This window comes from Acinetobacter sp. YH12112 (assembly GCF_013418945.1).
GTDB lineage: Bacteria > Pseudomonadota > Gammaproteobacteria > Pseudomonadales > Moraxellaceae > Acinetobacter > Acinetobacter indicus.
Map to the genome: position 1 here is coordinate 1 of NZ_VPBA01000006.1, position 12614 is coordinate 12614.

8 protein-coding genes, 1 tRNA gene and 1 pseudogene are annotated in these 12614 nt (G+C 46.4%); all 10 read left to right on the plus strand.

Features of this window, described 5'->3' with window-relative positions; translation table 11 throughout:
- Window positions 1-170: pseudogene (locus tag FTU50_RS03370) on the plus strand (elongation factor Tu); the annotation flags it as partial.
- 51 nt (window positions 171-221) lie between these two features.
- A tRNA-Trp gene (locus tag FTU50_RS03375) sits at window positions 222-297 on the plus strand.
- A gap of 72 nt (window positions 298-369) precedes the next feature.
- The gene (gene secE / locus FTU50_RS03380) at window positions 370-810 is read left to right on the plus strand and encodes a preprotein translocase subunit SecE (protein ID WP_180055197.1); all 441 of its coding nucleotides are present in this window, start codon (window positions 370-372) and stop codon (window positions 808-810) included.
- Between the two features lie 7 nt (window positions 811-817).
- On the plus strand, window positions 818-1351 hold the full coding sequence (gene nusG, locus FTU50_RS03385) for a transcription termination/antitermination protein NusG (RefSeq protein WP_005181681.1): 534 nt from the start codon (window positions 818-820) through the stop codon (window positions 1349-1351).
- Between the two features lie 118 nt (window positions 1352-1469).
- On the plus strand, window positions 1470-1898 hold the full coding sequence (gene rplK, locus FTU50_RS03390) for a 50S ribosomal protein L11 (RefSeq protein ID WP_004868049.1): 429 nt from the start codon (window positions 1470-1472) through the stop codon (window positions 1896-1898).
- Window positions 1899-1901: 3 nt separating this feature from the next.
- On the plus strand, window positions 1902-2597 hold the full coding sequence (gene rplA / locus FTU50_RS03395) for a 50S ribosomal protein L1 (RefSeq protein ID WP_005181684.1): 696 nt from the start codon (window positions 1902-1904) through the stop codon (window positions 2595-2597).
- A gap of 320 nt (window positions 2598-2917) precedes the next feature.
- Entirely contained in the window at window positions 2918-3424 is a 507-nt protein-coding gene (gene rplJ, locus FTU50_RS03400; RefSeq protein WP_075167586.1) for a 50S ribosomal protein L10, read from the plus strand.
- Window positions 3425-3472: 48 nt separating this feature from the next.
- The gene (gene rplL, locus FTU50_RS03405; RefSeq protein ID WP_004774018.1) at window positions 3473-3844 is read left to right on the plus strand and encodes a 50S ribosomal protein L7/L12; all 372 of its coding nucleotides are present in this window, start codon (window positions 3473-3475) and stop codon (window positions 3842-3844) included.
- Between the two features lie 309 nt (window positions 3845-4153).
- On the plus strand, window positions 4154-8242 hold the full coding sequence (gene rpoB / locus FTU50_RS03410; protein ID WP_180069489.1) for a DNA-directed RNA polymerase subunit beta: 4089 nt from the start codon (window positions 4154-4156) through the stop codon (window positions 8240-8242).
- Window positions 8243-8394: 152 nt separating this feature from the next.
- Window positions 8395-12585 (plus strand): DNA-directed RNA polymerase subunit beta', encoded by a 4191-nt coding sequence (gene rpoC, locus FTU50_RS03415; RefSeq protein WP_075167624.1) that lies wholly within the window; start codon window positions 8395-8397, stop codon window positions 12583-12585.
- Window positions 12586-12614: the final 29 nt, after the last annotated feature.

Below are 12614 nucleotides of genomic sequence, written 5' to 3' on the forward strand. Positions count from 1 at the left end.
CTGGTGCGATCCAGCTGAAAGAAGGCGTTGAAATGGTTATGCCAGGCGACAACGTTGAAATGTCAGTAGAATTAATCCACCCAATCGCAATGGACGCTGGTTTACGCTTCGCGATCCGTGAAGGTGGCCGTACTGTAGGTGCGGGTGTAGTTGCTAAAGTAACTGCATAATTATAAAATAAGTTTCACAAGCCGAAGTTTGCGGATTTCGGCTTGTTCTACAGGCCAGTAGTTCAATTGGTAGAGCGTCGGTCTCCAAAACCGAATGTTGGGGGTTCGAGTCCCTCCTGGCCTGCCATTTTTCAAAAAAAGCTTGATGCTGGCAAAACTGGTCATATAATAAGTCGCGAATCCTACGACGAGTACAAAAATGTCGAATGATAAATCGCGTGACGCATTAAGCGAAGCGCCAATTCCTCAAAGAAATAATCCTGCTGAAGTTGTAAATTCGGGTTCTCCATTAGACTACGTGTTGTGGATTATCGCCTTGATTTTATTCATTGCGGCAACCATGGTGAATCAGCATCTACCAGCGTACTGGGCATCGGCAAATGATATTTGGGTGCGCGTTGGGGTAATTTTGGCTTGTATCGTAGTGGCTTTAGGTTTATTATACGCCACCCATCAAGGCAAAGGCTTTGTTCGTTTATTGAAAGATTCACGAATCGAGCTGCGTCGAGTGACTTGGCCAACCAAGCAAGAGACAGTGACCACATCTTGGCACGTACTTGCAGTTGTAGTTGTAGCATCCATTTTATTGTGGTGTTTTGACTACGTTTTAGGTTGGGCAATTAAATTTATTATCGGGTAAGAGAGCTATGAAACGTTGGTACATTATTCATGCCTATTCTGGTTATGAAAAACAAGTGATGCGTTCGCTTAATGATCGAATCCAGCGTAGCGCTGTTGCCGATAGCTTTGGTGAAGTCCTGGTTCCTACCGAAGAAGTGGTAGAAATGAAGGATGGCAAGAAACGTAAATCTGAGCGTAAATTCTTTCCGGGCTATGTGCTAGTCGAAATGGAAATGAATGATGATACTTGGCACATTGTAAAAGAATGTCCAAAAGTATTAGGTTTTATTGGTGGTACACCGGAAAAACCTGCGCCAATTACGCAGCGTGAAGCTGATGCGATTCTTGCACGTGTACGCAATACTGGTGAAGCACCGCGTCCGAAGACGATGTTTGAACCAGGCGAAGAATTACTGGTAATTGACGGTCCATTCACCGACTTTAAAGGCGTGGTGGAAGAAGTCCTTTACGACAAGTCGCGTTTAACGTTGACGATTAATGTATTCAATCGACCAACACAGGTTGAGCTGGAATTTCGCCAAGTCGAAAAATCAGTTTAATTCACTGCTGGTTGAAAACGCCCGATTTGTTATGGATCGGGCATTGTTGTTGTAACGGTATCGTTACTTAGAAATCATTGGGGAGCCTAGCGGCGTTTGTACCCAGAGGTAATTGAAAATGGCTAAGAAGATTGACGGCTATATCAAGCTGCAAGTTCCAGCTGGTAAAGCAAATCCATCTCCACCAATTGGTCCTGCACTAGGTCAACGTGGTGTTAACATCATGGCATTCTGTAAAGAATTCAATGCTGCGACACAAAAAGTTGAAGCTGGTCTTCCAATTCCAGTAGTGATCACTGTGTACAACGACAAGTCGTTCACATTCATCATGAAAACTCCACCTGCTGCTATTCTGCTTAAGAAAGCTGCTGGTATCCAGAAGGGTTCAGCTGTGCCAAACAAAACTAAAGTTGGTAAGTTGACTCGTGCTCAGTTAGAAGAGATCGCGACTACGAAAGAACCAGACTTAACTGGTGCTGACTTAGACGCGCGTGTACGTACCATCGCTGGTTCTGCACGTTCTATGGGCTTGGAAGTGGAGCTATAAGACATGGCAAAGTTAACTAAACGTCAAAAAGCCATTGCTGCTGCTGTAGAAGCAAACAAAGTTTATACTTTGGAAGAAGCGGTACAAGTTCTTAACAGCCTTCCTGCAGCTAAATTCAAAGAATCTTTGGATGTATCTGTAAACCTAGGTGTTGACCCTCGTAAATCTGACCAGGTTGTTCGTGGCGCGACTACACTTCCTGCAGGTACAGGTAAAACTGTACGTGTAGCTGTGTTTGCTCAAGGCGCTGCTGCTGAAGCTGCTAAAGCTGAAGGCGCGGACGTAGTTGGTTTTGATGACCTGGCTGAAAGCATCCAAGCGGGTAACCTTGACTTTGACGTGGTAATTGCTGCTCCAGATGCAATGCGCGTTGTAGGTAAATTAGGTACAATCCTTGGTCCACGTGGCTTAATGCCAAACCCTAAAGTGGGTACGGTTACTCCTGACGTAGCAACTGCAGTTAAAAATGCAAAAGCTGGTCAAGCACGTTACCGTGTAGACAAAGCGGGTATCATCCACGCTGCGATCGGTCAAGTAGGTTTCACTGCTGAAGCTGTTCGTCAAAACGTTGAAGCTCTTGTAGCTGACCTGAAGAAAGCAAAACCTGCGACTTCTAAAGGTGTATACATCAAAAAGATCACTCTAAGCTCAACTATGGGTCCTGGTCTGACTGTTGATGTAAACAACGTTTCTAACTAAGTTTAACTTAGACAGAATTTTAAAGTCCTGAAAGGTCTCCTTCTCCCTCTGGGAGAAGGTTGGGATGAGGGTTAAACCTCTCCCTAGCCCTCTCCTGAAAGGAGAGGGGACATTCAGGCGGACTTTGAATTGGTAAATGAGAATTTATCAGCGTCAAAGACCTCAGGCGAGGGGAGTTTTATGCTCTTCTCTTAAAATCCCAGCCTGCGTAGACGCGGTGGTGTGATTTATTCCTCCTCCGCGTGTGAGTTCAGTGATGAATTCACGAATTGGGAGTGTATCCCTTGTGGGTACATAAATCACCGTTAGGAGGTTTTACAATGGCTCTTCTTATCGAAGACAAAAAACAGATCGTAGCAGAAGTAAACGAAGTTGCTTCTCGCGCGTTCTCTGCTGTTGTTGCTGACTATCAAGGTTTAACCGTTGAGCAATTAACTGCTTTACGTGTTGAAGCGCGTAAGCTTGGTGTTACGACTCGTATCGTGCGTAATACTTTGGCTAAGCGTGCATTCGAAGGTACTCAATTCGATATCTTGAATGCAACTCTTGTTGGTCCAACAATCTTAGCTTTCTCGACTTCTGAAGACGACATGGGTGCAGCTGCACGCTTGTTCGAAGATTTCGCTAAAACAAACAAAGCATTTGAACTTAAAGCTGCTGCATTTGACGGCAAGGTTTATCAAGGTGCTGAAGTTAGCGTGATTGCAAATCTTCCGAACCAGGAAAAAGCGCTTACTATGCTTGCAAACGTTCTTCAAGCTCCTATTTCGAAATTGGGTCGCCTTATTACAGCACTCAAAGAGAAAAACGAGTCAGAAGCAGCTTAAGCTTAAATCAATTTACACACCATTCAATTTCCATTTGGAGTTATTCTCATGGCTTTAACTAACGAAGAAATTTTAAACGCAGTTGCTGAAAAAACTGTTCTTGAACTTGTTGAACTGATCTCTGCTTTCGAAGAGAAATTCAACGTATCTGCTGCTGCTGTTGCAGTTGCTGCTGCTCCAGGCGCTGGCGCTGCTGCTGCTGAAGAGCAAACTGAATTCAACGTTGAGTTGACTTCTTTCGGTGCAAACAAAGTTGCAGTAATTAAAGCAGTTCGTGAAGCGACTGGCCTTGGTCTTAAAGAAGCGAAAGACATGGTTGAAGGTGCTCCAGCAGTACTTAAAGAAGGCGTTTCTAAAGAAGAAGGCGAAGAGCTTAAGAAGAAACTTGAAGAAGCTGGTGCTACAGTTACACTTAAGTAATAGCTTAAGCGGAGTCGATTTTTTTATAATCGACTCCAAAAAATGGCTGATGGCTCTTGGGTCATCAGCCTTTTTGCGTTACAATAATCGGCTCGATTTTTGTTTGCATGATATAAATTTCATACAAATTAAAAATAAAGATAACAATCAAACGCTTACCAATATTTTTCAATGTTAAAAAATATTGTTAAGCGTTTTAATACCACTAAAAATTGCAGCATTTGTAAAGAGTGGTGGCCATATCGGCCTGCGTAATTCCTTCTGAGCCCGTTCTGCAGGCGGGCTTGGTTTACTTTCCGAGGACTCCAGATGGCATACTCATATACCGAAAAGAAACGGATCCGTAAGAATTTTGGTAAATTGCCCCAAGTCATGGAAGCACCGTACCTGTTGGCGATTCAAGTCGACTCGTACCGTACTTTCTTGCAAGATGGCAAATCTCCAAAAAACCGCGAAGATATCGGTCTCCAAGCCGCATTTCGTTCAGTTTTTCCTATAGAAAGTTATTCTGGCAATGCTGCTTTAGAATTTGTTGAGTATAGTCTTGGTAAACCAGAGTTTGATGTGCGCGAATGTATTCTTCGCGGCTCAACTTATGCGGCACCAATGCGCGTTAAAATTCGTTTGATCTTGAAAGATCGTGAAACGAAATCAATCAAAGACGTACGTGAACAAGAAGTCTATATGGGCGAAATGCCATTGATGACGGATAACGGTACTTTTGTGATCAACGGTACCGAGCGTGTAATCGTATCGCAATTACACCGTTCACCAGGCGTATTCTTTGACCATGACAAAGGTAAGACTCACTCAAGCGGTAAAGTGCTGTATTCAGCGCGTATTATTCCTTACCGTGGTTCATGGTTAGACTTTGAATTTGATGCCAAAGATTTAGTCTATGTACGTATCGACCGTCGTCGTAAATTACTGGCGACTGTGGTTCTGCGTGCCCTGAACTATAACAACGAACAGATTCTTGACCTGTTCTACGAAAAAGTTCCTGTTTACCTGGATATGGGTAGCTATCAGATCGACTTGATTCCAGAACGTCTGCGTGGCGAAATGGCACAATTCGATATCACTGATGCTGATGGTAAAGTCATTGTTGAACAAGGTAAGCGTATCAACGCACGTCATGTTCGTCAAATGGAAGCCTCTGGTCTGACCAAACTGTCAGTGCCGGATGAATACCTGTATGAGCGCATTACTGCCGAAGACATCGTGCTGAAAGATGGCGATGTGATTCCGGCCAACACACTGTTAAGCCATGAAGTGATGGTGAAGCTGGCTGAAGGCGGCGTGAAGCAGTTCAATATCCTGTTCACCAACGACATCGACTGCGGTTCATTCATTGCAGATACGCTACGTGCCGATACGACTACTGGTCGTGAAGAAGCACTGGTTGAAATCTACAAAGTGATGCGTCCAGGCGAGCCACCAACCAAAGAAGCAGCTGAGAACCTGTTTAACAACCTGTTCTTCTCTTCTGAGCGTTATGACCTGTCTCCAGTCGGCCGTATGAAGTTCAACCGTCGTCTGGGTCGTCCTTATGAAGTCGGTACTGACCAGAAGTCGCGCGAAGTTGAAGGCATCCTGTCCAACGAAGACATCACGGATGTACTGAAAACATTGGTTGAAATCCGTAACGGTAAAGGTGAAGTCGACGATATCGACCACTTGGGTAACCGTCGTGTTCGTTCAGTGGGCGAAATGACTGAGAACCAGTTCCGTGTCGGTCTGGTACGTGTTGAGCGTGCTGTAAAAGAGCGTCTATCTCAAGCTGAAACTGACAATCTGTCTCCGCAAGATCTGATCAATGCGAAGCCAGTGGCTGCAGCCATCAAAGAATTCTTTGGTTCAAGCCAGTTGTCTCAGTTTATGGACCAGAACAACCCGTTGTCTGAAATCACGCACAAACGTCGTGTATCGGCGCTTGGTCCTGGTGGTTTGACCCGTGAACGCGCAGGCTTCGAAGTGCGTGACGTACACCAGACTCACTATGGTCGTGTGTGTCCAATTGAAACGCCTGAAGGTCCAAACATTGGTTTAATCAACTCTCTGTCTGTTTATGCCAAAGCCAACAGCTTTGGTTTCCTGGAAACACCATACCGTAAAGTGGTTGATGGTCGTGTAACAGACGAAGTTGAATATCTGTCTGCGATTGAAGAAGTGGGTACTGTGATTGCACAGGCCGACTCGGTTGTAGATCAGGACGGCAACCTGACTGAAGAATTCGTTTCTGTACGTCACCACGGTGAATTCGTACGTATGTCACCTGAAAAAGTGACCCATATGGACGTATCTGCTCAGCAGGTGGTTTCTGTTGCAGCATCGCTGATTCCATTCCTTGAACACGATGACGCCAACCGTGCATTGATGGGTTCCAACATGCAACGTCAGGCCGTACCTACATTAATCGCGGACAAACCGCTGGTTGGTACCGGTATGGAAGCCAACGTGGCACGTGACTCCGGTGTGTGTGTGGTTGCAGGCCGTGGTGGTGTGATCGAGTTTGTTGATGCATCACGTATCGTAATTCGCGTGAATGAAGATGAAATGATCGCGGGTGAAGCAGGTGTAGATATCTACAACCTGATCAAATACACGCGTTCAAACCAGAACACCTGTATCAACCAGAACGTTGTGGTACGTCTGGGTGATAAAGTTGCACGTGGTGACATCCTGGCGGATGGTCCATCGACAGATGGCGGTGAACTGGCACTGGGTCAAAACATGCGCGTGGCGTTCATGACCTGGAATGGTTACAACTACGAAGACTCGATCTTGCTTTCTGAGCGTGTACTTCAAGAAGACCGTTTAACGTCGATTCACATTCAGGAACTGTCATGTGTTGCACGTGATACCAAACTGGGTGCTGAAGAAATCACGGCTGATATTCCAAACGTCGGTGAAGCTGCGCTGTCTAAACTGGACGAATCAGGTATTGTTTACATCGGTGCAGAAGTGACTGCCGGTGACATCCTGGTGGGTAAAGTTACGCCAAAAGGTGAAACCCAGTTGACGCCTGAAGAAAAACTGCTTCGTGCCATCTTCGGTGAAAAAGCAGCGGACGTAAAAGACTCCTCTTTACGTGTTCCATCGGGCACCAAAGGTACAGTCATCGACGTTCAGGTCTTTACCCGTGATGGTCTGGAAAAAGACGAACGTGCACTGGCGATTGAGAAAGCGCAGCTTGATGCATACCGTAAAGACTTGAAAGAAGAATACAAAATCTTCGAAGAAGCAGCACGTGAACGTATTGTTCGTCTGTTAAAAGGTCAGGAATCGAATGGCGGTGGCGGCACTAAACGTGGCGACAAACTGTCTGAAGATATGCTGTCGGGTCTTGAACTGGTTGATCTGCTTGAAATCCAGCCAAGTGACGAAGCGATTGCGGAACGTTTAACGCAAATTCAAACCTTCCTGAAAGAGAAAAGCTTTGAAATTGACGAGAAATTCGCTGAGAAGAAACGCAAACTGTCTACAGGTGACGAACTGACCACTGGCGTACTGAAAGTGGTTAAAGTTTACCTTGCAGTGAAACGTCGTATCCAGCCGGGTGATAAGATGGCGGGTCGTCACGGTAACAAGGGTGTTGTATCCAACATTCTGCCAGTTGAAGACATGCCATACGATGCCAACGGTGTACCAGTAGACGTGGTACTGAACCCGCTTGGTGTACCATCGCGTATGAACGTGGGTCAGATTCTAGAAACGCACTTAGGTATGGCAGCCAAAGGTCTGGGTGATCAGATCGACAAGATGCTGAAAGAACAGCGCACCATTCTTGAACTGCGTGAATTCTTAGACAAGATTTACAACAAGGTGGGTGGCGAGCAAGAAGATCTTGACAGCCTGACGGATGATGAAATCTTGGCGCTTTCTGGCAACCTGCGTGCTGGTGTTCCATTGGCAACACCTGTATTTGACGGTGCTGAAGAAGGTCAGATCAAAGACTTGCTTGAACTTGCGGGTCTGTCACGTACCGGTCAAACCGTATTGTATGATGGCCGTACGGGTGAGCGTTTCGACCGTCCTGTCACTGTTGGTTACATGTACATGCTGAAACTGAACCACTTGGTTGATGACAAGATGCATGCGCGTTCAACTGGTTCTTACTCATTAGTAACACAGCAGCCGCTGGGTGGTAAGGCACAATTCGGTGGTCAGCGTTTCGGTGAGATGGAAGTCTGGGCACTGGAAGCATACGGTGCAGCTTATACGCTTCAAGAAATGCTCACTGTGAAGTCGGATGACGTTGAAGGCCGTACCCGCATCTATAAGAATATTGTAGATGGCAACCATTATATGGATCCGGGCATGCCTGAATCGTTCAACGTATTGACCAAAGAGATCCGTTCTTTAGGTATCAACATTGAACTGAAAAATGGTGACTAAGAATCTCCATTAAATCTCCCCAAACCCCTCTTTATAAAAGAGGGGCTTCCCCCTTAACAAAGGGGGACTGAGGGAGATTAAAATTCAGTTAAAAAACAATATTTGTGACCCAGTCGGAAAGTGAAAATCTTACCGGCACACGGAGAAAAAAATTGAAAGACTTGCTCGATATCATGCGCAAAAAGACGGACTCAGACGGTCATGCTCCTGTAGAGTTTGACCGCATCCGTATTGGTCTTGCGTCACCAGAAATGATTAAGTCGTGGTCTCATGGTGAAGTTAAAAAGCCTGAAACCATTAACTACCGTACCTTCAAACCAGAACGTGACGGTTTGTTCTGTGCCAAAATCTTTGGTCCAGTCAAAGATTACGAATGCTTGTGTGGTAAATACAAGCGTATGAAATACAAAGGCGTCATCTGTGAAAAATGTGGCGTTGAAGTAACAACTGCAAAAGTTCGTCGTGAACGTATGGGTCACATTGAGCTTGCTTCTCCAGTAGCACACATCTGGTTCTTAAAATCACTGCCGAGCCGTATCGGTCTGTTATTAGACATGACCTTACGTGATATCGAACGTGTTCTGTATTTCGAATCTTATGTGGTGACTGACCCAGGTATGACTCCGTTTGAGAAATACCAGCTTCTGAACGATGAAGAATACTTCAATGCGTTGGAAGAGCACGGTGATGAATTCACAGCGAAAATGGGTGCAGAAGCGGTTCAGGATCTGTTAAAAGACATCGATCTTGAAAACGAAATCTCACGCCTGCGTGAAGAAATTCCACAAACAACCTCTGAGACGAAACTGAAAAAAGCGTCTAAGCGTTTGAAATTGATGGAAGCGTTCAAAGAGTCGAACAACAAGCCAGAATGGATGGTAATGAATGTACTGCCAGTACTTCCACCAGACCTTCGTCCGCTGGTTCCGCTTGAAGGTGGCCGTTTCGCAACGTCTGACCTGAACGACCTTTATCGTCGTGTGATTAACCGTAACAACCGTTTGAAGCGTCTTCTTGACCTTGCAGCGCCAGACATCATCGTACGTAACGAAAAACGTATGTTACAAGAGTCTGTAGATGCATTGTTAGACAACGGTCGTCGTGGTCGTGCAATTACCGGTTCGAACAAACGTCCGCTGAAATCTTTGGCCGATATGATCAAAGGTAAGCAAGGTCGTTTCCGTCAGAACTTGTTGGGTAAACGTGTTGACTATTCAGGCCGTTCGGTGATTACCGTAGGTCCTACTTTACGTTTGCACCAATGTGGTCTTCCGAAGAAAATGGCGCTGGAACTGTTCAAGCCGTTCATCTTTGCGAAACTGCAAGCGTCTGGTCAAGCCACTACCATTAAAGCTGCGAAGAAAATGGTTGAGCGCGAGACGCCAGAAGTTTGGGACGTTCTTGCATCTGTGATTCGTCAGCATCCAGTGATGTTGAACCGTGCGCCAACCCTTCACCGTTTGGGTCTGCAAGCGTTTGAACCGATCCTGATTGAAGGTAAAGCGATCCGTCTGCACCCGCTCGTTTGTGCTGCGTTCAACGCCGACTTCGACGGTGACCAGATGGCGGTACACGTACCATTAACACTTGAAGCGCAATTAGAAGCGCGTGCGTTAATGATGTCGACCAACAACATTCTGTCTCCAGCCAACGGTGAGCCAATCATCGTACCGTCTCAGGACGTGGTCTTGGGTCTTTACTACATCACCCGTGATGCGGTAAATGCCAAAGGTGAAGGCATGGTGTTCGCGGATACGCATGAAGTTAACCGTGCCCTTGCAACCGGTCAGGTTGATCTGCATGCTCGCGTAAAAGCGCGTGTATACCAAACTGTGATCAATGACAACGGTGAGCGTGAGCAACAAACTATTGTTGTGGATACGACACCAGGTCGCTGCCTGCTGTGGGAAGTTGTGCCAGAAGGTTTAAGCTTCGAGCAAATTAACGTTGAGATGACCAAGAAAAACATCTCCAAGTTAATCAACTCTTGCTATCGTAAACTGGGCCTGAAAGATACGGTCATCTTTGCTGACCAATTAATGTACTTGGGCTTCCGTCAAGCGACGCGTTCAGGTGTATCGGTTGGTATGGAAGATATGGTTATTCCACCAAGCAAACAGGCGATCATTGATAAGGCAGAAGCTGAAGTTCGTGAAATCGAACAACAGTTCGAACAAGGTTTCGTCACTGCCGGTGAACGTTATAACAAAGTCGTCGATATCTGGGCACGTACCAACGACCAGGTGGCGAAAGCGATGATGGACAACTTGTCTTTCACTACTGTGAAAAACAAACAGGGTGAAGACGAGAAGCAGAAATCATTCAACTCCATCTACATGATGTCGGATTCTGGTGCCCGTGGTTCGGCAGCTCAGATTCGTCAGCTTGCAGGTATGCGTGGTCTGATGGCGAAGCCGGATGGCTCGATCATTGAAACGCCAATTAAGGCGAACTTCCGTGAAGGTTTGACCGTACTTCAGTACTTCATTTCAACGCACGGTGCGCGTAAAGGTTTGGCCGATACTGCACTGAAAACTGCGAACTCGGGTTACCTGACGCGTCGTCTGGTTGACGTTGCGCAAGACTTGGTCATCACTGAGCCAGATTGTGGCACCATGGCTGGTTTAGTCATGACACCATTCATTCAGGGCGGTGATGTGATCGAGAACCTGGGTACGCGAGTACTGGGTCGTGTGGTTGCTGAAGACGTGAAGAAAGCCGGTTCAGATGAAGTGATCCTGCCACGTAACACCTTAATTGACGAAAAACTTGCCAACTTCCTGGAAGAGCAAGGTGTCGACGAAGTGAAAGTACGTTCAGTCGTATCATGTGAATCGACCTTCGGTGTGTGTGCGAAATGTTATGGTCGTGACCTTGCACGCGGTCACTTGGTGAACCCGGGTGAATCTGTGGGTGTAATGGCGGCGCAATCAATTGGTGAGCCAGGTACACAGTTAACCATGCGTACCTTCCACGTGGGTGGTGCGGCAAGCCGAACTTCGGCTGCCAACAGCGTTCAAGTACGAAACAAAGGTACCGTACGTTTCCACAACGTGAAAACTGTACAACATGCCAAAGGTCACCTGGTATCGACCTCTCGTTCAGGTGAAATTGGTATTGCAGATGACTTAGGTCGTGAGCGCGAGCGCTATAAACTGCCTTACGGTGCGTCAATCTTGCTGAAAGATGGCGAAGCGGTAGAAGCAGGCGGTATCGTGGCGACTTGGGATCCGCATACCCATCCACTGGTAACCGAAGTTGCAGGTAAAGTACGTTTCAGCCAGATCGCTGATGGCGTAACCGTAACCTCGAAAACAGATGATGCAACCGGTATGTCAACCATCGAAATCTTGCCGGTGACTTCACGTCCTGCGTCAGGTAAAGATTTACGTCCTGCTGTTGTGTTAGACACCGTGGACGGTGGTGAACAGTTCTACTTCCTGCCACAAAACACTATTCTTTCGGTTCGCGATGGCGAAACCATTGGTGTTGGTGACGTTATTGGTCGTGTACCACAAGAATCTTCACGTACCCGTGATATTACCGGTGGTCTGCCGCGTGTTGCTGACTTGTTCGAAGCACGTAAACCAAAAGAGCATGCGATTTTGGCAGAAGTGTCCGGTATCGTGAGCTTCGGTAAAGAGACCAAAGGTAAGAACCGTCTGGTGATTACACCGGATGATGGTTCAGAGATCTACGAAGAGCTGATTCCGAAATGGCGTACCATTAACGTGTTCGAAGGTGAGCATGTGAATCGTGGTGAAACCATTTCTGATGGTCCACAAAATCCGCATGACATCTTACGTCTGAAAGGTGAAGTGGCGTTGACCAACTACATCGTGAATGAAGTTCAGGACGTTTACCGTCTGCAAGGTGTAAAAATCAACGATAAGCATATTGAAGTTATCGTACGTCAAATGCTGCGTAAAGTTGAAATCACTGACGGTGGTGATACCAGCTTCATCAAAGGCGAACAGGTGGATTACATCCGCGTGGTTCAAGAAAACCAGGCTGTACTTGCACAGAACAAGTTCCCAGCGAAGTTTGATCGCCAGTTGATGGGTATTACCAAAGCATCGCTGTCGACGGATTCGTTCATCTCTGCTGCATCGTTCCAGGAAACCACACGTGTGTTAACTGAAGCGGCTGTAACCGGTAAAGAAGATGATCTACGTGGTCTGAAAGAAAACGTCGTTGTAGGTCGCTTGATCCCAGCGGGTACAGGTTTGGCTTACCACTTAGAGCGTCGTCGTCAGGAAGCAGAAGCTGCAGAATTTGAACTGCAAAATGACTTCTCTGATGTAGACCAAGCATTAAGTCAGGCATTTAACCAGGAATTCTAAGCTGGTGAAATGACAACCAAGAGACGCCT

What these genes read in the sequence shown, in the direction of transcription:
- secE (WP_180055197.1), top strand. Translation starts at nt 370, where the DNA reads ATGTCGAATGATAAATCGCGTGACGCATTAAGCGAAGCGCCAATTCCT.
- nusG (WP_005181681.1), top strand. Translation starts at nt 818, where the DNA reads ATGAAACGTTGGTACATTATTCATGCCTATTCTGGTTATGAAAAACAA.
- rplK (WP_004868049.1), top strand. Translation starts at nt 1,470, where the DNA reads ATGGCTAAGAAGATTGACGGCTATATCAAGCTGCAAGTTCCAGCTGGT.
- rplA (WP_005181684.1), top strand. Translation starts at nt 1,902, where the DNA reads ATGGCAAAGTTAACTAAACGTCAAAAAGCCATTGCTGCTGCTGTAGAA.
- rplJ (WP_075167586.1), top strand. Translation starts at nt 2,918, where the DNA reads ATGGCTCTTCTTATCGAAGACAAAAAACAGATCGTAGCAGAAGTAAAC.
- rplL (WP_004774018.1), top strand. Translation starts at nt 3,473, where the DNA reads ATGGCTTTAACTAACGAAGAAATTTTAAACGCAGTTGCTGAAAAAACT.
- rpoB (WP_180069489.1), top strand. Translation starts at nt 4,154, where the DNA reads ATGGCATACTCATATACCGAAAAGAAACGGATCCGTAAGAATTTTGGT.